The sequence below is a fragment of the Nostoc sp. C057 genome (genome assembly GCF_013393925.1).
Lineage (GTDB): Bacteria > Cyanobacteriota > Cyanobacteriia > Cyanobacteriales > Nostocaceae > Nostoc > Nostoc muscorum_A.
The window spans coordinates 166,648-191,618 of record NZ_CP040288.1 but is presented as its reverse complement, the minus strand read 5'-3'; the positions used below and the strand labels follow the sequence as shown (position 1 = coordinate 191,618).

25 protein-coding genes and 2 pseudogenes are annotated in these 24,971 nt (G+C 39.7%); 14 read left to right on the top strand and 13 right to left on the bottom strand.

All coding sequences use genetic code 11. The annotated features are described in order from the left end of the window. Positions 1-163 precede the first annotated feature (163 nt). Positions 164-769 (bottom strand): YdcF family protein, encoded by a 606-nt coding sequence (locus FD724_RS35480; RefSeq protein WP_179076350.1) that lies wholly within the window; start codon positions 767-769, stop codon positions 164-166. 621 nt (positions 770-1,390) lie between these two features. Next, positions 1,391-1,915, bottom strand: coding sequence for an isochorismatase family cysteine hydrolase (locus FD724_RS35475; RefSeq protein ID WP_179076349.1), 525 nt, complete (start codon positions 1,913-1,915; stop codon positions 1,391-1,393). A 310-nt stretch (positions 1,916-2,225) separates the two neighbouring features. Between FD724_RS35475 and FD724_RS35470 the strand changes: the two genes are divergently transcribed. Continuing rightward, positions 2,226-3,299: a mevalonate kinase gene (locus tag FD724_RS35470; protein WP_179076348.1), complete on the top strand. Its 1,074-nt coding sequence runs from the start codon at positions 2,226-2,228 to the stop codon at positions 3,297-3,299. Positions 3,300-3,309: 10 nt separating this feature from the next. Here the strand turns inward: FD724_RS35470 and FD724_RS35465 are convergent, their stop codons facing one another. Beyond that, positions 3,310-3,816 carry a hypothetical protein gene (locus FD724_RS35465; RefSeq protein WP_218651555.1) on the bottom strand — a complete coding sequence of 169 codons (507 nt, stop codon included), beginning with the start codon at positions 3,814-3,816 and terminating at the stop codon, positions 3,310-3,312. Positions 3,817-5,138: 1,322 nt separating this feature from the next. On the opposite strand from FD724_RS35465, the gene FD724_RS35460 reads away from it, so the two are divergent. Continuing rightward, positions 5,139-6,062, top strand: coding sequence for a bifunctional 2-polyprenyl-6-hydroxyphenol methylase/3-demethylubiquinol 3-O-methyltransferase UbiG (locus tag FD724_RS35460; protein ID WP_179076346.1), 924 nt, complete (start codon positions 5,139-5,141; stop codon positions 6,060-6,062). Between the two features lie 322 nt (positions 6,063-6,384). Here the strand turns inward: FD724_RS35460 and sugE are convergent, their stop codons facing one another. Then, positions 6,385-6,705, bottom strand: a complete 321-nt coding sequence (sugE, locus tag FD724_RS35455; protein WP_179075697.1) for a quaternary ammonium compound efflux SMR transporter SugE — start codon at positions 6,703-6,705, stop codon at positions 6,385-6,387. Between the two features lie 636 nt (positions 6,706-7,341). On the opposite strand from sugE, the gene FD724_RS35450 reads away from it, so the two are divergent. Together FD724_RS35450 and FD724_RS35445 are read left to right on the top strand one after the other, a co-directional pair. Beyond that, positions 7,342-7,617, top strand: coding sequence for an HU family DNA-binding protein (locus FD724_RS35450; RefSeq protein WP_179076345.1), 276 nt, complete (start codon positions 7,342-7,344; stop codon positions 7,615-7,617). A 202-nt stretch (positions 7,618-7,819) separates the two neighbouring features. Then, on the top strand, positions 7,820-8,152 hold the full coding sequence (locus FD724_RS35445; protein ID WP_179076344.1) for a hypothetical protein: 333 nt from the start codon (positions 7,820-7,822) through the stop codon (positions 8,150-8,152). A gap of 15 nt (positions 8,153-8,167) precedes the next feature. Here the strand turns inward: FD724_RS35445 and FD724_RS35440 are convergent, their stop codons facing one another. Both FD724_RS35440 and FD724_RS35435 read right to left on the bottom strand, forming a co-directional pair. Next, complete coding sequence (locus tag FD724_RS35440) at positions 8,168-8,416, bottom strand: hypothetical protein (protein WP_306297118.1); 249 nt, start codon at positions 8,414-8,416, stop codon at positions 8,168-8,170. A 191-nt stretch (positions 8,417-8,607) separates the two neighbouring features. After that, positions 8,608-9,969 (bottom strand): TrpB-like pyridoxal phosphate-dependent enzyme, encoded by a 1,362-nt coding sequence (locus FD724_RS35435; RefSeq protein ID WP_179076343.1) that lies wholly within the window; start codon positions 9,967-9,969, stop codon positions 8,608-8,610. A gap of 94 nt (positions 9,970-10,063) precedes the next feature. On the opposite strand from FD724_RS35435, the gene FD724_RS35430 reads away from it, so the two are divergent. Next, the gene (locus FD724_RS35430) at positions 10,064-10,255 is read left to right on the top strand and encodes a hypothetical protein (RefSeq protein WP_104899669.1); all 192 of its coding nucleotides are present in this window, start codon (positions 10,064-10,066) and stop codon (positions 10,253-10,255) included. A 134-nt stretch (positions 10,256-10,389) separates the two neighbouring features. Here the strand turns inward: FD724_RS35430 and FD724_RS35425 are convergent, their stop codons facing one another. After that, a complete protein-coding gene (locus FD724_RS35425; RefSeq protein ID WP_179076342.1) occupies positions 10,390-11,193 on the bottom strand; it encodes an SDR family NAD(P)-dependent oxidoreductase in 804 nt (267 codons plus the stop codon). 205 nt (positions 11,194-11,398) lie between these two features. On the opposite strand from FD724_RS35425, the pseudogene FD724_RS35420 reads away from it, so the two are divergent. Further along, positions 11,399-12,504, top strand: a pseudogene (locus tag FD724_RS35420) (IS630 family transposase). A 36-nt stretch (positions 12,505-12,540) separates the two neighbouring features. Here FD724_RS35420 and FD724_RS35415 read toward each other — a convergent pair. Beyond that, positions 12,541-13,437, bottom strand: a complete 897-nt coding sequence (locus FD724_RS35415; protein WP_179076341.1) for an alpha/beta fold hydrolase — start codon at positions 13,435-13,437, stop codon at positions 12,541-12,543. Between the two features lie 265 nt (positions 13,438-13,702). On the opposite strand from FD724_RS35415, the gene FD724_RS35410 reads away from it, so the two are divergent. Beyond that, a complete protein-coding gene (locus FD724_RS35410; RefSeq protein ID WP_179076340.1) occupies positions 13,703-15,166 on the top strand; it encodes an ISLre2 family transposase in 1,464 nt (487 codons plus the stop codon). Positions 15,167-15,344: 178 nt separating this feature from the next. Here FD724_RS35410 and FD724_RS35405 read toward each other — a convergent pair whose 3' ends face one another. Further along, a complete protein-coding gene (locus tag FD724_RS35405; RefSeq protein WP_179076339.1) occupies positions 15,345-15,794 on the bottom strand; it encodes a hypothetical protein in 450 nt (149 codons plus the stop codon). A 133-nt stretch (positions 15,795-15,927) separates the two neighbouring features. On the opposite strand from FD724_RS35405, the gene FD724_RS35400 reads away from it, so the two are divergent. Further along, positions 15,928-16,617: a thermonuclease family protein gene (locus tag FD724_RS35400; protein WP_256874708.1), complete on the top strand. Its 690-nt coding sequence runs from the start codon at positions 15,928-15,930 to the stop codon at positions 16,615-16,617. A gap of 85 nt (positions 16,618-16,702) precedes the next feature. Here FD724_RS35400 and FD724_RS35395 read toward each other — a convergent pair whose 3' ends face one another. From FD724_RS35395 to FD724_RS35380, 4 genes and pseudogenes are all read right to left on the bottom strand, one after another. Next, a complete protein-coding gene (locus tag FD724_RS35395; protein ID WP_179076338.1) occupies positions 16,703-17,062 on the bottom strand; it encodes a hypothetical protein in 360 nt (119 codons plus the stop codon). Further along, positions 17,062-17,397, bottom strand: a pseudogene (locus tag FD724_RS35390) (DUF5674 family protein). The gene FD724_RS35395 and the pseudogene FD724_RS35390 overlap by 1 nt, the downstream one beginning before the upstream one ends. Positions 17,398-17,476: 79 nt before the next feature. Continuing rightward, positions 17,477-18,799, bottom strand: coding sequence for an MATE family efflux transporter (locus FD724_RS35385; RefSeq protein WP_256874707.1), 1,323 nt, complete (start codon positions 18,797-18,799; stop codon positions 17,477-17,479). 258 nt (positions 18,800-19,057) lie between these two features. Next, positions 19,058-19,258 (bottom strand): hypothetical protein, encoded by a 201-nt coding sequence (locus tag FD724_RS35380; RefSeq protein WP_179076336.1) that lies wholly within the window; start codon positions 19,256-19,258, stop codon positions 19,058-19,060. A gap of 303 nt (positions 19,259-19,561) precedes the next feature. Here FD724_RS35380 and FD724_RS35375 point away from each other — a divergent pair, with 303 nt between their 5' ends. The 6 genes from FD724_RS35375 to FD724_RS35350 all read left to right on the top strand — a co-directional run bounded on the left by FD724_RS35375 (position 19,562) and on the right by FD724_RS35350 (position 24,970). Next, positions 19,562-19,894, top strand: a complete 333-nt coding sequence (locus FD724_RS35375) for a helix-turn-helix domain-containing protein (RefSeq protein ID WP_179076335.1) — start codon at positions 19,562-19,564, stop codon at positions 19,892-19,894. A gap of 562 nt (positions 19,895-20,456) precedes the next feature. Next, positions 20,457-21,254: a hypothetical protein gene (locus tag FD724_RS35370; protein WP_179076334.1), complete on the top strand. Its 798-nt coding sequence runs from the start codon at positions 20,457-20,459 to the stop codon at positions 21,252-21,254. 164 nt (positions 21,255-21,418) lie between these two features. Beyond that, positions 21,419-22,036 carry a Uma2 family endonuclease gene (locus tag FD724_RS35365; protein ID WP_179076333.1) on the top strand — a complete coding sequence of 206 codons (618 nt, stop codon included), beginning with the start codon at positions 21,419-21,421 and terminating at the stop codon, positions 22,034-22,036. A gap of 114 nt (positions 22,037-22,150) precedes the next feature. Continuing rightward, positions 22,151-23,431 carry an IS200/IS605 family element RNA-guided endonuclease TnpB gene (gene tnpB, locus FD724_RS35360; protein ID WP_179076332.1) on the top strand — a complete coding sequence of 427 codons (1,281 nt, stop codon included), beginning with the start codon at positions 22,151-22,153 and terminating at the stop codon, positions 23,429-23,431. A gap of 92 nt (positions 23,432-23,523) precedes the next feature. Then, a complete protein-coding gene (locus FD724_RS35355; RefSeq protein ID WP_179076331.1) occupies positions 23,524-24,444 on the top strand; it encodes a hypothetical protein in 921 nt (306 codons plus the stop codon). 136 nt (positions 24,445-24,580) lie between these two features. Further along, the gene (locus tag FD724_RS35350) at positions 24,581-24,970 is read left to right on the top strand and encodes a hypothetical protein (RefSeq protein WP_256874706.1); all 390 of its coding nucleotides are present in this window, start codon (positions 24,581-24,583) and stop codon (positions 24,968-24,970) included. The last annotated feature ends 1 nt before the right edge of the window (position 24,971 follow it).

Here is a 24,971-nt window from a genome sequence, read left to right as displayed (position 1 = left end):
TCCGGGACAGTTGTCACTGTTTGCCGAAAGGAAATGTTAGCTAAAATTTAGCGATTTCAGGCGTGAGCGCTCACTAAAACTTGCTTTTGTTGTTGCGATCGCTTCTAGGGGGTACTTTGTGTCATCGCTCAACTAGGCAATTTTTAGTTGCAGTCTGCTAAAGCTAGATTTTAAACACTAAGTAGACAAAGTAAAAATAAGTTTCTCGGCTCAAAAACTCCATTTGACTGTGAAAACTGCGATAGCGAGTAGTCGGTGTAGGAGACGAATGTGCATCCATTCCTAAATTTCGCGCCATCAATACTGCTCGTTTCATGTGCAATGGATCGCTAACAATAAGAAACTTGTTTAATTGGTGAGCTTTCGCTACTTCCAAAGCATTTGTGAGGTTCTGGTGAGTTGTACGAGATTGAGTTTCAGTGAGAATATCAGCAGCTTTTACCTGTTGCGCGAGTGCATAATTTTTTCCAACTATAGCTTCAGGTGGTTCATTACTCTCGCCAACTCCGCCAGTAAAAATGATTGTTTTAACAGATCCATTTTTATATAAGTTGATGGCGTGGTTAATTCGCTCTCTGAAAACAGGAGATGGTTCTTCTCCCCAAACTGCCGCTCCTAAAACAATTGCTGCATCTGCCTTGATATTATTAGTACTGCTGCCATATAAATAAATACTTGAGGCAGAAGAAGCGATCGCCAGCAACAAGGCAGATATCAAAGCTAGTGTCACCAAAATTAACCATTTTTTGGAAATTTTGTAATTGAGCATGGGGCGTTGTCTTATTTTTCATTCTTAGTTTCAATATCAAGTTAAGTGCTTAAGTTCTATACTGTTATATGCTTCACCATTAGATGCAGTTGTGAATCTGGTTTCTACCGTGCAATCAAAAACTGCCCTAGACGGAAGCTAGAGCAGTTTTTGATAGAAGTAAATTATATAGGAGACTTTTAGTGTTGTCCCCAGTTTATCCATAATAGATACCGTTATATAATACTATTCACCTCAAGTTTCGTGCTTTACGCAAAAAACGAATAATCTTGAAGTTGGCATTACAAAGGTTAGAAATCAGCACAAGCTAGCGTATTACAGACGGCATCCGCTTCTCTACTGTTTACCTCTGATTTTCCTCGATTGGGCTAGGACTTACAGATAGGGAGCGATCGCACTAAGCTCACTGGCTTCAGGCGATCGCAACTGGGATATTTTTATTGTGGAATGCGTTCAGCTCCGAACTTGCGCTGATGCCAGTAAGGATAGATTGGCGCGGTGGCACTAACCTGATTGAGCCGATTTACTTCCAAAGAGTGTTAGCTCCCACTGAGCAGCCCCAAGGTTGTCTCGAAAGTCAAGTGAACATTTTCTCACAATGGATAGTTTCTGTGGAACAGCTTATGATATCTTCTCAAGAATCTGATTACTCATCTGAATTTGGTTTTTTCCGATATTACGTTTGAGTAAAAAAATACCCGCATCATGTGCTTGCTGACCACCAACACTAAAGCAAGCATCCTCGATAATTACTGGTTCAATACCGCGCTCAAAAGAGTCAATTGCTGTCTTCAAAATGCAGCTATCAGTTTCAACTCCACAAAGATATATTTTACTGATTTGATTAATCAAAATAAAACTCGAAAAACAGTCCGTAAATGCAGAGTAATAAGGTTTATCAAAAATATTATGTATATATGGCTGAAGTTCATCAATAATGTTCGTTTCTGGTTCATGTATCAAGCTTGACCAATGAATTAGCTTCACATAATTACTGTCAGCAGTATTGATAAATTTTGTGAATTCAACGAGTTTACCAGCCTCTAAAAAACGCTCAATTAGTTTAATGACAGTAGGAATAATATGTCTGCATTTCTCAGGCATAAAACCATTTTGCATATCTACTACAAGAAGTATTTCGCTCATTTGTGCCAGAATTTATTTAGATTAAGAGTTAAGACATTAAATAAAGCAATATTATAAAAGATGACAGCGACTTTGAGCTTCTTCCTTGGTGGCCCACAGAACGTGATTGCTGGTGATGGGGTAGTGAGTAAGGAAATCTGGGGATGGAGAAAGTAGCGATTGCTAGACGGAGCGTAGTCATCGCCTCCCATCGATTCTTTCTCTTATTGCCGAAAGCCCTGCTGATGTGGGCAATTGGAGTGATGAGTAACGTGTTGTTTATTCAAGTTAATCAGGATAATATACCTCGATTAAGAATAGGAAACTTCAAATGAGAATTTTTGTTCCAGGCCGTCTTTGTTTGTTTGGAGAACACACTGACTGGGCAGGAGAATATCGCAGTGTTAATCCTCTTCTCGAAAAGGGCTACACCTTAATTGTTGGTACTAATCAAGGAATTTATGCCAATGTCTTGCCTAATTCTACTGAATTAATTATTCGTACTTCTCTCAATGATGGCAGGAGTTATGAACCGTTGAGATTACCTATGGAATCTAATACCCTGAAATCCATAGCGGCAAAGGGTGGTTTTTTTAGTTATGCTGCTGGTACAGCATATCAAATTCTGAGTCACTATGATGTTGGCGGACTTGAGGTTGATAATTATCTAACCGACTTACCCATCCAAAAGGGATTATCTTCGAGTGCTGCCTTTTGCGTTCTGATTGCGAGGGCTTTTAATCGTCTGTATGGTTTGAAGATGACAATTCGTTCAGAGATGGAGTTTGCCTACAAAGGAGAAAGAACCACTCCTAGCCTTTGTGGTCGTATGGATCAGGCTTGTGCTTATGGAAATCGCCCAATATTGATGATATTTGATGGTCAAAAAATCGACCTACTTGAATTGAAAGTGAGTCATGATTTGTTTTTTGTGATTGTCGATCTTGGCGGGAGCAAAAACACACAAGAAATACTAAGACGATTGAATCAGTGTTATCCTTTGGCTACTAATTCAATAGAGCAAAATGTCCAAAAATATTTTGGTTCTATTAGCTCTGAAATTACCCAGGCAGCAGTTGAAGCAATACAACTCGGAGATGCCCAACTTCTTGGAGCTTTAATGACAAAAGCCCAAGCGGAATTTGACCGATACGTAGTTCCAGCTTGTCCCGAGCAATTAACTGCAAAAAAGCTACATCTGCTTCTCCATCACGAGCCACTTAAGCCTTATATCTTTGGAGGAAAAGGCGTAGGTTCTCAAGGGGATGGGACTGCACAACTGATAGTTAAAAATCAAGAGAGTCAAAGAAAAGTTATCGAAATTATTAAACGTGATTTTCCTCAAATGCAAGCGTTACAGTTAACTATTTCAAGACTAGCAACTCCAATGATTGACTTTAAGTAAACATCGCTAATTAAATTTTCTTATTCTTCCTGTACTGATTGAGTAAGTATTGGGGATTGCTGATATACATTTCTGTATAACCGCACTGACCACAAATATATGCTGTTAATGTCCCAGTGTGAGTTCCTTTAAATATGAGCGCTTTTGGATTTTCGTAAATTTCTACTTGCAGATCCTTTTTAAACTCTTCTGTGTGGGTGACAATACGAACGTTTGGAATTATATTTTCAGAACCACATTTAACACACGCCAAAAGTTCAACTTCTTGTTGATCTGGATACTCGGCTAGCCCTGTTGATGTGACTAAGACTGGCTGACCTTTAATGCTAGAAGGAGCAATTTCGTCAACTCCCTGGAATGACTTATCCTCGATTCCATCGTTTGAGGTACCACAATTCCAGCAGAAAGAGAAAGTTTCTTCATTCTGCTCATGGCATTTGCAACATTCCCACATCTGTATTACCTCTGCAAAACAGTTGACGTGAGACAAGTTTAAACCAATAACAATTTTACTCACATCAAGCGAAGCAAAAAGGTTAGAAAAATTTTTGATAAGTTGAAAACAGGCAAGCAGTCAGCAGCCAAGGTAATTGACACTTTTATTGAGAAGCTGGGTGCTGTCAAGGAGCAACAACAGCCAGCAACAGTGGAATTAGATGTAACGAGTTAGGATTTTTGTGCTGGCGACTATTAACCAGTCAACTTAATCACACCTTGGCTGAGTAAATGTTCAAGCTGAGAATGATGCTGTGTTTGCTCCCGTAGCAACTTGAGTTGCTCGTAAGTGAGAATGTGTAATCCGGGACGGACAACATAACCTTGAATAGTAATGCTTTGTGGTTACTGGCTATCGGTGCGGTTGTAGGAAATTGAAGGCATATTTACAATTACGTAAGTTAGAACTGATTAGTAGAAGAAAGTTTAACGAACAGAATTCAGGAGTCAGAAGCCAGAATTCAGAATTGAATTCTGTGCGAGTGGCGGATGAATAAACGGCGTTTTTGCTCCCCCACTAAATCGGAGATTTAGTAGTGCAAGAATCGAGTGGTGGGTCTGAATCCCCCACTCATTCATTCTGACTCCTGAATTCTGACTTCTGAATTCTTCTTTAATTCTTCATTCTCTTACAGCTTCACACAAGTTCCTCTTAAAAGGTGACAATAGGATGAATCGATGCCAAAGTATACATAAAATTCCTAATAGAAGCGCCCATATTATACAGGTTCTGTAAAAAAGAGGATCAAAGGATTAGGTTACGATAAATTTATACAACAAGGCTGTTATATTATAGCGTGGCAAAACTAGCTAGAGCAAAAACTTAAACGTAGTAAATTCGTTATTATTGAAAATTTTGATTTACCTATTTACGCCTATTTCAATCATGAAAAATCTACTCTAGCGAGTTTTACCACTCTAGGGAAAAGTTCAATCACTTGATAAGCGTTCACTAATTGCTTTAATCATTCCTGCCTAAATTACTTTTTAAGTATGGCTTGATATTCAGCACTTATTTCAATCATAAAATCAACTTGTGGAATGTACACACCAGCCGCGATCGCTATGTTCAAAATCTGTTCAAAAGTGAGATAATTCGGGAATTAACCCCAGACTTACGCGTTTTAGCCACCCCCATACAAGCAATTCTTGTTGAAAGCTGACACGGAGGTACTTTCATCTCAGCAATGCCAAACGCGCAGAGCGTCTCGTAGAAAAGGCTGGCTGCGCCTACGCATTCTACTTTAAGTATTCCTGTTTCATCCTCTGTACCCACTCATTCACAGTAATATGTTTTCTAGAAAACTCCAGTTTTCAAGCTGGATGAGGTTTAGATAAATTCTCATGCAATTGCAACCGAAACAAGTTAATACAAACAAGCAACGCCTTGAATGCGTGATTTGTCATTATCATCTTGATGCAAATGATAAATCTGCATTTTTTACGTTCCCTTGTAATGTTAGAGCTTTTATAGGCGAAAAGTTTAAGGTTTGGAGATGTCCGCACTGTAAGACGATTCATTGTCTAGATACGGTGGATCTCGACCATTACTATGCAAAATACCCTCTTTCTCAAGCTAAATTAACACAGGGATATCGATCTTTGTGTAGCAATGTATATCGTCAGTTGACTAAACATGGGTTTTCTAAAACTCACTCTTTGCTCGATTATGGTTGTGGTGGCAACGGTCTGTTTGTACAATATTTTCGGGAACGCGGCTTTACCAACTCCTACGGTTATGATCCTTATGCATCAGAGGATAGCTTCGGCAATCCGGCAGTTCTTGGGCATGGGCAATTTGATTACATTTTGCTCCATGAGGTCATCGAACACGTTGAAGACCCTAATGCATTATTAAGCCAATTAAACAGCCTGCTATCTTCTAAGGGTTATATTCTAATCACTACACCTAACGCTGCTAATATCGACCTAAATCGACCCGACTTACCCGATCATTATAACCCTGTGCATGTCCCCTACCACCTTCATATATACACGCATGAAATCCTCGAATTTTTAGGCACTAGTCAGAGATGGGAGCTTGTAGATTTCTACGAGCGCAGATATGGCGATACACGCAGGTTCGGCTTTAATGTTCGAGCTTGGAACGCTTACGTGAGTCTCTTTGATGGCTCATTGGACGTTCTTGTTGAGCCGCTCCAAATAGTGAAAGCATTGACCTCTTATAAATTTCTTTTTTACGCTATTTTCGGCTATTGGCTAAGTCTTCATTGTGGGATGGCTATCATGTTCCGCAAAGGCATTTAATCAAGCGACACCGGACAGCCTGTCGTAGACATCGCTCAAGCAGAGCATAGTCTATCATCTCCCCAATCGATTCCCTCTCTTATTGCCAAAAGCCCTGCTGATGTGGGCTATTGGAGTGATGAGTGGCGTGTTGATGGGAAATCTGGCGCAAAGATCCAGTTTGGGAGCTTTTGTGTTAGAGAAACCATTGCTGAGGGCAAACTTAAAGAATTAATTTTAATGGTAATAAATCACGAGAGAATAGCGTTTAGAGATATGTGCATAATAAATGATAGCTCTACTAAAAAGATAACAGGAAAAGTTAGGCTTCTGTTTGGCAGGATTAACGACTTGATACTAATCTCAGTCCCAGTACACCTGCACAAATTAAGCCAATGCAAATAAAACGCTTTACAGAAGCAGGTTCACCAAATAAAAATACTCCTAAGAAAGCCGTACCCATTGCTCCTATGCCAGTCCAAACGGCGTAAGCAGTACCTACTGGTAATGTGCGTAGTGCTATCGATAGAAAGAAAAAACTCAATATCATACAAACAACTGTGGGAATGCTGAAAGCCAGTTTAGTAAAGCCTTGTGAATATTTCAAACCAATTGCCCATGCAATTTCTAACAACCCTGCAACCAACAAATACACCCACTCCATTATTTATTCTCCTGCACATTGTAGAAATTAAAACTTTTATTTTTTAACGATTTTTCTTGTATTAAATATAAAGAAATATGGCGGCTTTGCCAGATTCAATTAGCTGCATAAATTCCAAAGACACAATTAATTGAGTCCTATAGTATCTCTCTGTTAATGCTAGAAGTTTTATAATGCAGCCAGGATTTAACTAATTGATAGTTAAATCCTGGCTGCATTGTAAATTATGAATCCTCTGCTCGTTGTCGCTCAATAGGTAGAGCTTCTAAATTTGGAAAAGGTAACATAGTTGCTCAAGGCATAGCCTCTATATGCTGCGATTGCTGCCAGAGGAACGAAGTATCGATTGCCTATTGAACGTTCCCTGGCTATTTATAGTACTTGTGTACTAAATAGATGTCCTATCTCTTGTGGCTGAATATGAAGATGGATTTACCTAATCGAAAACAAAACCGTTACACCAATTAGACGGTTTTGGAGCAAAATAGCGATTATATATCGTGCCAAATCGACACAGTAACAGTCGTCGTGCTTTGTTAATTTTCGCGTGTTGCTAGAAAATTATTCCTTTTCCCCTTTCTAGATAAGAGGTAATAATGCTAGATTTCGATTACTTGCAATGATTCAGGGTGATTTATGAACAAAGGTGAACTAGTGGATGCTGTAGCAGCAAAGACCAACATCACAAAAAAGCAAGCTGATGAAGTAATCAGTGCTTTTTTGTCAGTTGTTACCGAGGCTGTAGCGAATGGAGATAAGGTAACGCTGGTAGGGTTTGGGTCATTCGAGCGACGCGAACGCTCAGAACGTGAGGGGCGTAATCCCAAAACCAATGAGCCAATGACTATTCCAGCTACTAAAGTGCCTGCGTTTTCTGCTGGGAAACAGTTTAAAGAAAAAGTAGCGCCATAGATGAATTGCTTTACCACTAGCAATTCAATCACTCCAAAGCTGTAGCGTTCGCTGTTCTCAAGGCAGCGTGGGGCAACGTTAGAGGAAACGTGAGTGTTGAATTGCAGATGTTACACAAGTGCGATGGCGTAACCGCCCGCCGTAGGCGATCGCTGCATTTATTTTGGGCATTCTGAAAAGATAGCGTTTACTAAAGAAAGTAATGTTTAAAGGATTCGGTGGCCCAAAAAAGAAAGCAGTACTTGAGGACAATGAACTGACCACAGGGATTGTTCAGCATCCAGTTACGGGACTTTGGCAGACATGGATATCATTTACAGGTAATGATATTCAATGTATTACCGCCCATGCCAATCGAGATGATGCTGACCAGGTAGCGAAACAGATGGCTTCAGCTTGGAGTGAGGGGAAATACAAAACTGGGCAAGAGATAACAGCTTTTATTAAATCTCTGCCGACTGATGCAGTCATAGACCCATTACCCCAAAATATTGTGATGCAATTAAGTCAGCAGGCATTAAGCGCAAGGAAGTAAGAAAGAGCGAACGCTCTAAATTGAATCATCCATCCAACCACACTCACAATCCCAATGCACCCGTGCTGTGTAGTGTCGGTCAAACTCAACATTGCACCGGGGACATCTACCAGTAAACATCGGATGCCAATCAAGTAACTCCAGTTTTTGCTGTTGTGTCCACCGCTGTTGTGGTTGCACAATTAACTCGCCGTTGTAATAAGTGGCTCCTTCTGGTTCCCATAGTTCTACTGGTTCGGCGTTGGGGTTTTCTCGAAAGTCCAAGCAGATGTCAGCAACTGATCCATTAGGATGGACGGTACAGACAAGGTGAGGATTATGTGAGTATAAGAGACAGCAATCGCACTCTCTTTAGTTTCGGCATAGTACCAGTTTACTTCCTGATCCAAGCGATCGCTTGTTAGTTTGACTGTATGGTTGTTTCGAGCGTCACAAAGAAAAAGGGAATTGTTGGGTCACGAATCAACTACAGGTAATCCTGCCAGGGCCATTGCTACTTCTTCTGCACTATATTCAGTATCAACAAGCCGTCCAGCTTGATAATCGATATAAGCTTGCATATCAAAATGTCCATGACCGCAAAGATTAAACAGGATAGTTTTGCTTCTTCCTTCTTGTTTGCAGAGCAGAGCTTCGTCAATTGTTGCTTTGACAGCATGATTAGCTTCCGGTGCTGGCAAGATTCCTTCAGAAGTCGCAAAAGTTAATCCAGCAGCAAAGCAAGCGAGTTGGTATTCAGCACGTGATTCAACTAATCCCAAATTCACAATATGGCTAACAAGGGGAGCCATACCGTGATAGCGCAAGCCTCCAGCATGAATTCCTTCGGGAACAAAACTACTACCTAAAGTATGCATTTTGGTAAGTGGGGTTAAGTGGGCAGTATCACCAAAATCGTAAGCATATTTTCCACGAGTCAATGATGGACAAGCAGCAGGTTCGACAGCTATTACTTGTATATCTCGTTCTCCTCGCAGTTTAGCACCGAGAAATGGGAAGGCAATTCCGGCAAAGTTGCTACCGCCACCAGTGCAGCCAATAACAATATCAGGATAATCTCCTGCCATTTCTAATTGAGTCAATGCTTCTTGACCAATCACAGTTTGATGTAGCAGTACATGATTGAGAACACTACCTAAAGCATACTTAGTTTGTTCATCAGCAGCAGCTACTTCTACAGCTTCACTAATAGCAATCCCCAAACTGCCATTACTATTGGGATTTTGTGCAAGAATTTTACGTCCGGCTTGGGTTTGAGTACTTGGGCTAGCAACGACCCTCGCGCCGTAGGTTTCCATTAAAGCTCGGCGGTAAGGCTTTTGCTGGTAGCTAACCTTTACCATATAAACTAAGACTTCTAAACCGAATAGCGCACCAGCAAAAGCTAGAGATGATCCCCACTGTCCGGCTCCCGTTTCAGTAGTTAGCTTTTTGACTCCAGCTTGTTTATTGTAGTATGCTTGGGCGACCGCAGTATTGGGTTTGTGGCTTCCAGAGGGGCTAACACCCTCATATTTGTAGTAAATTTTGGCAGGTGTATCTAAAGCTTGTTCTAAACGACGGGCACGATAAAGAGGAGTTGGTCGCCACTGGCAATAAATAGAGCGGACAGCATCTGGTATTTCAATCCATCTTTGTTGGCTAACTTCTTGCTCAATCAGTGCCAATGGAAACAAAGGTAATAATTCATCTGGTGTAATTGGCTTACCAGTACCAGGATTTAAAACTGGTGGTAAGGCTTGTGGCAAGTCAGCTTGGATGTTGTACCAAGCTTTTGGCATTTGGTTTTCAGTCAGAACGTATTTAATCGTGTCCATATCCATATAATTAGGTGATGCCCAACAGTAAAATTGTACATTTACGATTCTCCAAGAAAAAAGTTAACTTTTATTGTTCTTCAAGAGGTTAGTTATGACAAAAGAATATATGGAGTCTTTAGAGGCAATTGTTGATCAATTAACATTAGCCGCAGTTCTAGAAATGTTAGAACGAATCAGTCATAAAAAAGCAGAAAATCTCAGAAATCATTGGAAAGATGAGGCTTCTGCAAAGCTTTGGGATAAAGCTGCCAGACAGATAGAACAGATAAATATTGATATCTAATTAAAATTTTGGTTGTATTGCAAAGCTTTGCAGAAACCTTACAGCCCTTCTCTAGAATTGAGGCACTGTTCGCATTCGGGTATCCTGCGGCAGGCGGTGGCGCAGCTATCGCTGTATTAAATAGAAGCTGTGATTTATGGCAGGTTCAACCGCTTGCGGGCACCAAATCGAAACAAGTTATCTGGCAATATTGCTTTCAATCGAGGCAACCATTGTGCCTCATTACCAACACGATACCGTAATCGTGGCGAACGGCTACGAGCAGCAAAGGCAATGGTCTGTGCAACTTTCTCAGGATCATCGCCCTGTGCAATTGATTGACTAACAGTTGAGCGAATCACATCACGTACATTGTCGTAATCAACATAATTGAAGGTGGGTGGTAACATAGCATGGTTGAAGTTAGTCTTAAAGTAACCAGGCTCAATTAAAGACACTTTAATCTTAAAGGGGTCTAGTTCCACGCTCAGTGCTTCGCTATAACCTTCGAGGGCAAACTTACTTGCACTGTAAAAACCTTGACCGGGTGCGCCAATCAATCCTGCGACTGAACTGATATTGATAATATGTCCACTCCTCTGCTGTCTCATAATTGGTAAAACGGCGTTAGTGAGGCGGACAACCCCCCAAAAGTTGGTTTCAAAGATTTCTTTGGCTTGTTGTAAAGAAGTTTCTTCCAGCATACTGGCATGAATTTGTCCAGCATTATTAATCAGTAAATCAATGCGATTAGTCCGTGTGAGCAACTGTTTAATACATAATTGTACTGAGTCATCAGAGGTAACATCGAGCTTCAACATTTCTACATCACCTGATGCTGGATATGACTTGCGACTGGTACCGAAGACCCAATAACCTACAGCAGCAAGCTTTTTAGCAGTTAATTGCCCAAATCCAGATGATGCTCCTGTAACTAACACGACCTTTTTATAAGTCATCTATTTTCCTTTTTAGAATATAAATACGATTTCATGCAACTTTTTATAGCTAAAGAAAGATTTGATTTTTGTATCAATTTAGCTTTTTTACACTAGCTTTAGTGAAGAACAGCTAAATTCTTCCTAGTGAAACTTTTAAAATAAGCTGCTACGCAGCTTGATTGTATAATATAAGATCAAGTAACTAAGCTATTATCGGCGACGTATGCCAGCAAAAAACCATCTTTCTCAAGAGCAGAAGGAAAGGCTACTGAAAACGCTAAAAGAGCATGAAAATCCTTATGTAAGAGAGAAGATTCTGATTATTTTGTTGATAAATGATGGAAAAACCTATCAAGAAATTAGCAACTTTTTAGATGTTGCATATCCAACAGTAGCTTATTGGGCGGTTCACGGAGACCCAGATAATTTAGAAAGTTTTTTGGATGGTAGAAGAGAAGGTAACTTCCGCAAAGTCACTAAAGAATATGAGGAATTGCTATTAGAAGTAATTGAGAAAGAACCAGTAGAATATGGATATGAATTTGGTCGATGGACAGCGGCAAGACTAGCGACATATCTCGAAGAGATAACAGGAATTAAGTTAAGTGGCTCTCAAGTCAGGAGAATATTAGAGCGAAAAAAGTACGTTTACCTTTGGGCAAAGTATAGCCTAGAGGACAAACAGAATCCTGAAAAACGTAAGGTATTTAAAGAAAACTATCAGAATATTTAAGAATAACTAAAGATACTCCAGAACGTTTACAGGTATGGTTTTGGGACGAAAGTGGATTTAGTTTAAGAGTGATAAGAAGAAAGAACTGGGGTAAGAAAGGTACAAGGAAACAAGTCACAGGACAAAGGAGAAGAGGAAGAGTAAATATCATGGGAGGTCTACGTTATCACGACAAGAAGAGAATAAACTTTGTGATTAAAAAAGGAAATGCAGATGTATTTTATGAACAGATTAAATCTTTGAACGATTTCCTATTACAAGAATGGATAGAGCAAGGAAAACCAATTGAAGAATTTAAAGATGGTTCGGCGAAAATAGTTATTATCCTAGATAATGCTAGCTTCCATAAAAGGAAAGATATTTTAGATAAAATTGAGTCAGAAATGCCAAATATTATTCTAGAATTTTTGCCGCCATATAGTCCAGATTATAATTTAATTGAATTGGTTTGGCATTCAGCAAAAGAATATATAGCTCATAGATTATTTGAATCCGTATCACAGCTAGAAGAATTATTAAATAAATTGCTAAATGAAGGAGGTCTTATTATTAAATGGGAGCGCAAGATTAAAAACAAAGGTAATGCTGTTTATTAAATTTAGCTGCGTAACAGCTTATCATCTTAAACTAAATTAAAAATTCCCAATATTCAGAAAGTGTAAAATATGTTGAGATGTGATTTGTGGCTGTTCAATTTGAGGGGTATGACCGCAATTTTTGAGCAATATTAGTTGAGAGTTAGCAATAGATTGCTGAAATTTATCTGCATCTTCAGATGGCAGCATATCATCAGTTTCTCCCCATAAAATAAGTGTTGGTTTGTCAACTTGGGCAATTCTATTTGCTAAATCACTATAACCACCAGATTTTACATAAGAAATCATGGTATCATTCCAACCAGGCATTTCTTGGTGTAACATGGCGCATTGAATAGCCAAAAGTATTTTGGTATCTAGATTAGGTAAGATACTACATATATTTAATGCCAAGATGTGGCGTTGACGTAGATATTCCACAGCCAAGAAATCAAAAGGAGGAAGCAAGTATTTGGTAAAGACGGGAGAACTAGTGTAACCTAAACTATTAATCAATATTAGTGATTTTACAACTTGAGGGTAAGTAAGAGTAAAATCAATTGCAGTTGCACCTCCCATTGATGCGCCCACTAGTGTTATTGGTCTGTTGATTAAAGTTTTCCAAAAATCGTAAAGGTGAGTTCTGATTGTAGTTGGACTGTAGGTTATTTCTTTTTGCCTTTGTGTAAAGCCAAAACCTAACAAATCTACTGCCCATGTTTCATTTTGAGTAGCAAGTAATGGCAACAGAAGACGGAACTCTAGGATGGAACTGTCGAAACCGTGTAGCAGCAGAATTGGTGTTCCCCCACTACCTTTTTGAATATAGGTTGTGAGGATTTGGTGTTCGCTCAGGGAGGTTGCAAGAGCAATTCTCTCAATACTTTGGGCAAAAGCGATCGCTTTTGGGTCTGTTAATTGATTAACTTGTGATGGGAGAAAATTAGTCAACATTACTTTTCACTCCAAACTAATTTTCCACAACCCATCTAGTGCATTGGATTGGGGAGCAATGCGGTTTTGTCAGATCCAGTAAACAAGGTGCGATCGCTAAATTATTTTCCCCGTAATACAAATAAAATTATACTTAGTAGACCGGATTAACACTTAAAAAGTTAAGATGAGTTTGAGTCACAAGTTGCAAGACTCTCTTTTTTGACCCCAAAAAAGCTAGGATTCCCTTTGAGCAATAATTTTGAGACAGGGATTATCTAACTTAATGGAAAAAAGTATATGTGCAACTCTAGATTTGAGCAAATCATTATCAAACTTTTCTTCCGAGGTGACAAAATGTTTAGAATTGACGAATATCACGGAGTGGAATGGGAAAATTCTTGAAGAAAGAGAAGGAAAAATTAGAGAGATTGCACTTATTTTAGCTGGTCAATGTATTTCTATTTTGTTGTATAACCTTTCACAATCTCAGTCAGCCAATCAAACAGCTATGATTCAAACAAGAGGCTGGTGGGATAGTAAAATGCAAAAGCATGGTTATAGAAAACGGCAAATATTAACAGTTGGGAACGTTTTAGTTACTTTAAATTTACCATATATGGTAAGAAAAAAGTCAACAAACAAGTCCACAAATAAAATAGCGATTCAAGGATTCTGTCCCTTATTAAAGTGGTTGGGAATGTCATCCGGCTTAACCCCATTAGTATGGGCAACAGTTGCCCAATACGGCGCAATCACTAGCTCATTTGAAGCCGCCTGTACAACTTTGACAGGTTGGGGAATTAACCTTAGTTTAAAACGAATTGAACGTTTAACATATAAATTTGGTCAAATTGGGATCAACTTACGTCAATCTAAAATCTTAAATCGCCAATTAGGGAATTTAACCGAAGGTAATATTCTTAAAGGTCAAAGAGTTGTCATTGCCGTAGATGGTGGTCGGAGTCGAATCCGACTTAATAAAAAGGGAAGAAAAAATTCCAAAACCAAGCGACACGGGTTTACTGGCAAATGGGTTGAGCCAAAGTTATTCACAATTTATGTTGTTGATGAGCAAGGTAAAAAAATAAATAGTTCTGAAATTCCTATTACGAATGATGGCACTTATGAAGGATATAAAGCGCTTTTGGAGATTTTAGAAGCGGATTTAGTTGACTTGGGAATTAGTCAAGCAAAACAAGTCTTATTAATTGGGGATGGAGCGGAGTGGATCTGGATACATATTCCCCCACTTTTGGCAAGATTAGGATGCCCAGTTGAAACTTATCAGCTATTCGATTTTTATCATGTTACGGAAAATATAAAAGTATTTGCAGACGCGGCTTTTAATGAAGAAGCACAGTCTAAGGAATGGTTTGTAAAAGTTAGAAAGAGTTTAAAAAAAGGTAAAGCTAAATCCTTAATTAGCCAGATGGATGAGTTAATTGCTATAGCTACTGGAGAGCGGTGTAAGATTATGGTAGTTAAGCGGAATTATATTTTAGATGCTTATCGTAAAGGGCGTTTAAATTACGATAAAGCAATAAATAAAAAACTACCTATTGGCAGTGGTGCAATTGAGAGTTTAATCCGCCAAGTTGTAAATTTAAGAATCAAAGGAAACAGTAAATTCTGGTTGAAAGAAAATGCAGAAATTATGTTACATCTGCGTTGCCAATGGATAGCTAAAAGTTGGGATAATTTTTGTGCTTCCATCTTTAATTCCTTTCTCAAACCAGAAACTGCTTGATAAATTTTATACTTTAGTTCTCCTCTCAACTTATTATTTGGTTGAATTAACACTAAGTATAAAAGCTTAATTGTAGATATTTTTGTTAACAATCGTCAAATGACTTGCTAGTAATCTTTTTGAGATATCTCATCAAGATGAATTCTCGTGGCTATCAGCATCTTATTAGTAAATAAAGTTACTTCTTACTTAGATTTAATTTTTGCGTAGGCGTAGCCCGCCGAAGGCATCGCTTGTTTTTTACCGGATCTGACAAAACCGCATTGCTCCCATTGGATTGTTGCAATTGACTATCATTGCTACCAAGCCAATTATTGTCATACACCAATCCAAGACTGAACGTGCTATTTACAGGATATTGCCCTATTTTTCCAAAACCTTCAATATTGTTTGAGTCAGTAATTACCTGTTGGTTCAACTGTATAGTTGTTTGGTTGCCGTCATCAAAGTAAATTGTGGCCCGCTTGTTGTGAAAGCTGACCTGAACTTTGTAGACCCCACCAGTTGCATAATAGTAAGCTTTGGCAGGCAGCTTTTGACCATCAATATTTTGCCCTTTGAACTCAACTGCCATTGCAGGCGTGCCTAGCAGCAACAAGGCTGGTAGGACTAACCTTAAAACTTTCATTGGTACTAACAATCACTTTCAATAAAACTATTTTCTACTTTAAAACATAAAAATAATTTGTGAGTTAACTAGCGATCGCTTGGCTGAAATTGGGAATCCTAAAAGAAGAAGTTAAGAGTGATTTTTAGTACAAATGGTTTTTAAATTTCGCTTGATTGGTGTTGCGGCTTTGCTTCTAGCTCAAATGTCGTTACCCGTATTTGCCAACAATCTTACCGCTACAGTTGTAAGCGTAGGTGACGGTGACACCATACGGGTGAGAACTGGTAACAAAACTGTAACAGTCCGTCTTGCTTGCATTGATGCACCAGAGATGAAGCAAAACCCTTGGGGTCAGCAATCATCAGCAAGACTTAAACAATTGCTGCCAGTGGGACAAGGAATTACCCTACGTGCTATTGAAACTGACAAATACAAGCGCTTGGTTGCAGAGGTGTTTGTCGAGAATCGCAGTGTCAATGTGAGTATGGTGCAAGAAGGGCAAGCTGTTGTTTATCGCCAGTATCTCAAAGGCTGTCCAGAGTCTAAAGATAGTTTGTTGCAGGGTGAAAACACCGCCAAACAACAACGTTTAGCATTTTGGAGTCAGTCCAATCCTGTAATGCCTTGGGACTTCCGCCACAGAGCTACCCAAAAGACAACTTCACAGGCGATTCAACCGCAGCAACAGAATAACTGTGATCCTGCTTACCCAGATTTTTGCATTCCAAAGAATTCACCAGACTTAAATTGCCGAGATATTAGCCAACGAAGGTTTAAAGTGCTGCCACCAGATCCTCATGGGTTTGATCGAGATGGTGATGGGATTGGGTGCGAACGGTAAAAACGAAAACAATAGTGCAATTCTCAAAATTTAGTAAAAAGTAATTGAGAACAGAAGGGTTGTAGGGCGATCGCACCATTTAAGACTATGCACTTATAGATTCAGAAGTCAGCAAACCAGACAAAGCCAATATTTGTTGTGACCAAGTAGACGCAATATCTGCAATATTTGCAGTTTCGCTTGAGTTATTCCAAATATTGAGCCAGTTTTGTTTCCAGCCTTGCAACAAGCCAAGAAGTTGATCTAATTCAATATTAATTTGGCTTTCTCGCTGGATCAAAGACAAATACAGTAAAATTTCGTCTAACAATACGGGAACTACTTCAAGGCTTGCACTTTTTTGTGACCAAGAGTTAAGACGTGCCAAACTAACGGCCAACTCTCCCAACTGTTGTGCGTGGGATAGGCTTAGAAAACTAGCTTCAATTGTACTCCAGTTGGGCATTATAATCCTCCTAGCAATTGCTGGGTAATCTGGGTGACGCGTTCTCGAATTTCGGGGGATCTAATTACCATACTACGGTTATTTTGGCTGGGGCGGATGTTGATGATTGACTCAAAGACAATTTCCTGAGTCGAAGGAGACCAATCAGCACCTCAAATATCTCGTTGTCTGCTTCCGTCTTTGAGTAACTCTTGTTCACATTCGTAATGGCGAACGCCACCACCTGCAATAACTTTGCGTTCGATGTCTACTGCTATTTTAATAAAAACCTCCCAAGTTTTCAGCATTTCTTCTATCTCTTCACTCGTAGCAGGCTCACAGATGATTAAAATCAATTGAAATTAGTCCTACTTAGCAATCAATAACGTTAACTTATACACTACTTGGTTATGTCAAACAAATGAAGGTAAGCAATTAGTAATTAGTTGCTCTGGTGCTAAAGCGCCAAGTCAAGATTATTGCAGCGAGGGCTAAACCAATAGCCAATCCCCACCAAAGACCAATAGCTCCATAGCCCGACGTGATTCCAAAAGTATAACCAGTGAATAAGCCAACACACCAATAAGCAAAAATTCCAATCAACATCGGGATTCGAGTATCTTTAAGTCCGCGTAATGCTCCCGCCGCAGTCACTTGCACACCGTCAACTATTTGAAAAATCGCTGCCACTCCCAGCAATTTCGCTGCTAGGGCAACCACCTGTGCATTGTTCTGGTCATTAATGTCAATGTAAAGAGAAATAATCGACTTTGGCACTAACCAAAATGCAATAGCTGTTACAGCCATAGATAAAGCTGCAATGGCAATGCCGACATATCCAGCCAGACGAGTGCCAGCTAGGTCATTTTGTCCGGCTAACTGCCCAACACGAATTGTTGTCGCAATAGAAACGCCCAGTGCAATCTGGAATGACATAGAAATAGTTTGTAAAGCAATTTGATGAGCAGCAAGGGCATTTGTTCCTAATTGCCCGATCAAGAAAGTGACGACAGTGAACAGTCCTACTTCTACTGCAATCAGTCCGCCGATGGGCAGCCCAACCTGAAAAATCTCGCCAATAATATGGCGATATTCTAAGGTAAAAGCCTTGTAAAATGAGGGTTGAAAAATACCATACACTGCAAGTTGAGGTTGATTACATATATAAACTGTCAAAGCAATAAACATACTCCAAAGTGAGAATGTGCTTGCCCAACCGATACCAGCTAACCCCATTGCTGGAAAACCTAGCTTGCCAAACATCAGCACATAGTTAGCAGCGATGTTGAGCAAAGTACCCAAAACTACAGTCACCATCACTAATCGCGGTTGCAACAGAGCAGAAAGAAAACTTTTAAGTACCGCAAAGCCTAAAGCAGGAATGAAACCCAGTGCGATCGCTCTTAAATAAGTCTGTGCTAATGCTGCTGTATTAGCATCCTGCCCTAGCAGCAGGAGTAAACTACCCCCATTGCAAAACAATAAAGCAATCGGTATTGCTAGTATCAGAGATATCCCTAGTCCTAGCCGTACAATTGTCCCGACTTTCTCTTGATTTCCAGATCCGTATGCTTGGGCAGCTAAGGGGCTAACAGCAGAAACAATACCAGTAAACAGTAGCAGACAAAAGCCAAAGATACTAGCTCCTAAACCTCCAGATGCAATGGTCTGGCTTCCTAGCCAACCCATCATTACCGTATCCACAAAACCAGTCGCTCCCTGAGCCACTTGTGCCAAGGAGAGAGGTATGGCCAACAAGAGGCATTTCTTTATTTCAGAAAACATCATAACCCAATGGGAAAAACAGAGGGTTTTTGAAAAATGTAAACCTGATGAGTGGAAATGTTGCTTTTTTGAACTAAAGCCTTTGCTGTAACTGCCATGTGCGTAAAGAGTGAAATACGGATTATATAGCAAGCAATCGCCTTGGCTCAATTCATCCTACTAATAGTTGCAATAATTACTTGTAAAGGAAAAGCGAACTGCCTGCACCTGAACGCAAAAAGGGATCGCAAACTAATTCAACGAACATTGACGAACCAAAACTGAAGTGCCGCTATTTAAAGTAGCCAGAGCTAAAACCGGAATAGCCGGAAGTAAACTTCTAACGCTGGAGCCGCCAGGGAGATCCCGATGACCAAACCAAGTCTGAAAACTGGTTGCAAAAACTTCATTCAATCGTTCCAGAATCAAAGCGTAGTTTACCGCCGCAGGCATCGCACTCTGGCATTGCCCTCAATCAGCAATCGTGTACAAGCGTATGCGATTGCTCTGGCACTGCTCAAGGAGCGTAAGACGTTTGGTGTTATTGGCAATCGCTTTTCTGTCGAATACCAGTCTAAGTTCGAGGAAAAGCCTTAGCGGCCTTAAGTCGATCTGTCACTAAAGCAATTGTCCATAAATAATTTTGGGCATTATCAACCAGGACAAAAGCTTTTAGCACCATAAATTTATGGTGTAACACGAGTTTATTTGGTTGAATTATGGTTGACACCAATATATTAAAGCGAGTAGGATTAAATGCCAACAGGTGAGCGCAATAACAAGGTAGATTTACAAATGAAGATTAAAATAGATGTTACTCCGGTAGCATCTTTCCGTTGGAATGAAGAAAACGCGCAGAAATTAAGAGAATTAAGGGAAAAGGCTGGATATAGCCGGAAAGCACTATCAGAGATAGTAGGTATATCTGCTACTTACATTCAGCAATTAGAAGCTCCACACTTGTTTGTTAATCGTCCTAAAAAGCCCAAAGAAGTAACTGTTAGTACTGAAATCCTACAAAAGCTTTGTGTTGCATTAAATGGTGACGTATCTTCTTTAATTTGGGATATAAACTGCACTGTGCAGTAGTTGCGCTGCGTTACTAAATAGTCTTGACAAATTACAGGTGTGCGTTATAAAATACTAAATATAAGGGCGAAGGAGAGTAAATCACCAGCGCCCCCAATACCAAAGACTTACAAACTAAATCAACTAAATCGAGTACTGATACCAAACCAATAAAACTAGTAGCCACCGGGACTAGCAGCCGGAAGCCTTAAACTTGTAATGGCCAAGCCACCGCGAGATGATTCCGATGACCCACCAAGTCTAAAAACTGGTTGTAAAAACTTCAATCTTTTCAAAATTAAGGCGATTATTACTCCTCAGTATGTAATCGCCTTTTCAATTGTTTCGACATGGCTGTACAGAGGGCACGATAAATCCAATATCTTCTCTACAGCTTAGTGCTGTCTAGTGTTTTGACCATCAGTTAATACGCTTTACCCTTGAACACTTTTATAAGGCTTCGCCAATTCTAGATTGAGAGTGTTGTGCTGAAGGCACAACAAACTGACCAATAAAATAGGGCGATCGCCCCGTCGGGAAAACTGTGCGATCGCCCTTTTACCCATTTAAGAGGTATTTGCTAATGATTACACAAGTTTCAGCCCCCACGCCAACAAAAGATCCGTTAACCACGCGCGATCGCCAAATCATTGCAACCATCGTCAATCAGTCGGACTACTCAAAAGAGTGCCAGCCCGAAGATGTAGTGACTATCTGGATCAACAGTGATGATATTGTGTGGGTAAAAATGATCCACGGCTATGCTCGTTACCACAAACAATCATTCAAACGCGCTGTTGCAGAGGTAAAAGCGAGTATTTCTGCTCCAGTAAAGTGCAATCACAAAGAAGAAAAGGAATTAAAACAAGCTTCTGAGAAAATTGGCTTGTTAGGTGATTGTGATTGGCTATCGTTGAGCGTCCAGTACCATTCTGATAAAGTAATCGGTCACGCTGGTTGTTATATCTCTCACAAGGCTCGAATATTAACCCCACCGGCTGAATGGGATTTCACCCTGCCAAAGTGGAATATGCCTGCTGCTATCTGCCCAGACTGCGAAGGACATGGGTGCGGAAACTGCTCCTATCGCGGGACTCGTGCAGAAGACTTGTGCGAACCAGTGGACAACTATCGTTTGATGTATGTGGGTAAGAATAACATCGAGACTGCTCACAACGTATATCTAGATGGTGAATTCTTGGGAATTATCTTCAAGGTCAGAAATGCTGATGAGTTATGGGAAAACGACCCTAAAACTTATTATTGGCGGTGTGGCGATGGAGTGCAGCATTGGAGCGTCAAGGAGGCTGTTGAATCTTTTTCCATAGCTCCGGCGACTAATAAAGTACCACAGGTTAGCTTAGAGTTGGCGGTAGCGTAAAATTAAAGAAATCTGAATAGTGGACAGGACAAATTAGAAAAACTGTCCACTTACTGATTTGAAAACGAGATCCTTTATTTAAATATAAAGATAGAAGCAAATCTGAAATTTTTGCGCGTTCAAACATTCCGTTGGCATCAGTTCAAACTTGAAGAGATAATACGATGTTTCAAGCTTTACCAGAACCAGTTACTTTTGAAGAATTTCTAGAGTGGAAACCAGAAAATGGCAGATATGAACTATACAAAGGAGTAATAGTAGAAATGCAACCAACAGGAGAACATGAGCTAGTTAGAGCATTTTTGATTAGAGAACTCAATTTTGAGATTCGCAGGTTTAATCTAGCTTATACTATTCCTGGTCAAGTATTAGTCAAATCAGTTGATAGGAAATCTGGTTATATTCCAGATGTATTAGTATTGAATCTTCCTAACTTGGTCAATGAACCCCTCTGGAAAAAAGCATCAACAGTTACTCAAGCAGAATCAATTCCATTAGCCGTGGAAGTTGTAAGTACAAATTGGCGTGATGATTATTTCCTTAAATTTGGTGAGTACGAGGAAATTGGGATTCCAGAATATTGGATTGTTGACTATGCTGCTCTTGGTGGAAAGCGGTTTATTGGGAATCCTAAACAACCGACAATATCAGTTTATGCTTTAGTCGAAGGTGAATATCAAGTTACTCAATTTCGAGGAAATGATCGGATTCAATCACCTACTTTAAGAGAGCTAAATTTAACTGCTGAACAAGTTTTTCAAGCTGCTTTAGGACAGTATTGATTTCTGCAAGCCGCACACTCGTGACTTCCAGTCATGAGTTAGGCGATCCATATTTCTATATTTAGATGCTTGTGTATTATGGTAAAATCATTGTAGCGAAATATTAAAAGACAAATGCAGAGAGCGTTTAAAGTTACACTTATCCCTAACCACAACCAACAAGTCTTAATTAACAAGACAATTGGTTGTGCAAGATATGTGTATAACCGCTTTTTGGCACTAAGACAAGAGTTATATGCCACGGAGCAGAAGACTTTAAACTACAATGCTTGTAGCCAGCAGCTAACTCTACTCAAAAAGGAGATTGAGTGGTTAAATGTTGTAGATAAATTTGCTCTGCAAAACTCACTCAAGAATTTAGAGACGGCATACAAAAAGTTTTTTACTGACTTGAAGAAGTCTAAAAATAAAAAAGGTGTCGGTTTCCCCAAGTTCAAAAAGAAGCATGGTTGCAAGCAGTCTTACAAAACGAATCTTACTAACGGTAACATCCAGGTAATAGAGAATCGTTTAAAGCTTCCGAAGTTAGGATGGATAAAGTTTCACAAATCACAAGATATTAGCGGGAAGCTTACAAACGTTACGATAACCCGGACTTCTGAGGGTATTTATATTGCTAGTATTTTGTGTGAAACTGAGATAGAGAAATACCCTCAAGTCACGCAAAATATTGGATTAGATTTAGGTATCAAATCTTATCTGGTTACTAGCGATGGTGAAGTTGTAGAAAATCCTAAATATTATAGAACCCAGAAGAGGAAGTTACGCGCATCTCATAAAAAACTATCTCGCAGTCAGAAAAGTAGTAGCAATCGAGTCAAAGCGAAAAACAAGCTGGCTCGTACATACCAACGCATTACCAATCTCAGAGATGACTTTTTGCACAAGTTGTCAACTCGATTAATTAAAGAAAACAGCATTATCTGTATAGAAGATTTACGAGTTGCCAATATGGTGAAAAACCATAAATTAGCCCTGAGTATTTCAGACGCTAGCTGGTCAAAGTTTGTCGCCATGCTTGAATACAAAGCTCTGTGGCATGACAGAATCGTACAGAAAGTTGGCACCTTTTATCCCTCATCTCAGACTTGTAATGACTGTGGTTTTATCAACCCATTGGTTAAGGATTTAAAGTTGCGCGAATGGTCTTGTCCTAATTGCACTAATTACAACTTGAGGGACAAAAATGCAGCGTTAAATATTTTGAGTGAAGGGTTGAGAATTCTAACAGCGAAAAGCGGGGGTGTTAATACTGCTGGGGTTTCCCCAGCAACCCCCCGACTTTTCAAGACAGCAGCCGTCGGTGCGCCGGATGCTATATACGCCTGTGGAGAACTTGTTAGTCCTGAATTTCTTCAGGCAAAGATCGTTGAAGCAGGAATCACGCGACTTTAAGTCGTGTGAGGTTCAATAAGACTAATACTTTCCAAGTCAACGAAAGCGATTTTGGTATTGGTATAAACTATCCTTTGCAATTTGTCCTTTGAATGACCCAAAAATTTTATAGTCTGTTTGTTGAGCATTATCTTGAAGGCTTGCTTTCACCATTAGGTAGCGTAGAAATTAGTGGCGTAATAACCGGTTCAGAAAGGCGGGGAATTGTTCTGTTTTTTCCGAAAGGGACAATTCAAACCGAAAGACACTCACTTGGATTACTTGCTAAAGTTGCTCAAAGTGATTGTTCAATAGAAGTTTATTATGAGCAAATTGGTGAAACAGAAGTCCGAAGCTGCCTACATAAACTTTTAAATGTCTTTTCAACTTTGAACTGTCGGGCATCGGCAGAAGGAAAAACTTTAGATGATGATGATGATGATTTACCTCGTTTGTGGATTTTAGTACCATCAGCTTCGCCAGATTTACTCAAAGGTTTTGGCGCACAATTAGAGCTAGAAAACTGGTCTACTGGAATATACTTTCTGCCTAATGTTTTTAGAATTGCAATAGTAGCTATTAACCAACTACCAGTTACTTCAGAGACGCTATGGTTGAGGCTTTTGGGACGGGGAAAAGTACAAATTCAAGCAGTAAGTGAACTGGTTGCCCTTCCACCAGAGAATCTTATCCGCCGTAATATTCTTGAAATGGTTTACAGATGGCGTATCAGTGTGATGACGCAAACAGATTTAACCGAAGATGACCAGGAGTTAATTATGAATTTAACAGAAGCTTATCAAGAAGCAAGAGCGCAAGCGGTACAAGAAGGAATAGAGCAAGGAGTACAACTTGAACGCCGTCAGGTTGTAGAAAATTTGTTGAGATTCCGGTTTGGTTCTGTGGATGAAGAACTCTCAAGAGTAGTTAATACTTTGTTGCAGTTATCACCAGATGACTTTGCAAAATTTTTACTGGAATTGTCTAGTTTATCTCGTGAAGAGTTGTTAGCAAGATTTAATTCACACGAATAACCTGTAACTACAAATAATTAGTAATAAAAAGCGCTTTTGTGAAATCAAGAGCGCTGTTTTATTGGCTCTACGCTTCACATATCACAATCAAACGGCTACGCCAATGCAAAAGTGAAAATGCTTTTGGTACAAACAAATGAACCCTCAAGAAACATCGGATTTACTTGCTGCTTTGATGCGCCAGGAAGAATTGCTCAAGCAGTTAGTTGCAACAATCAATAAGCCAAAACTGGGATTGCACTCTGAAGCTGGCAATTGTAAAATCTACTGCAATCGTCAGCACGGAGGATTGTGGTACACACTCAATGGTGAACCGAGTGATGTCCCTCAAACTGCCTTAACTGGATATCTTAAAGAACTACGTTTTGAGAATACAGAACGCCGCAAAAAAGAAACCTGCAAGTTACTGATAACTATGCAAGCAGACAGGACGTATATCTTAGAATCAGGTTACGATACGCATTTCTCAAAGTGCATACTTGCAGCGATCGCAACTTTGACCCCAGAACAATTGGGCGTTGCATAAA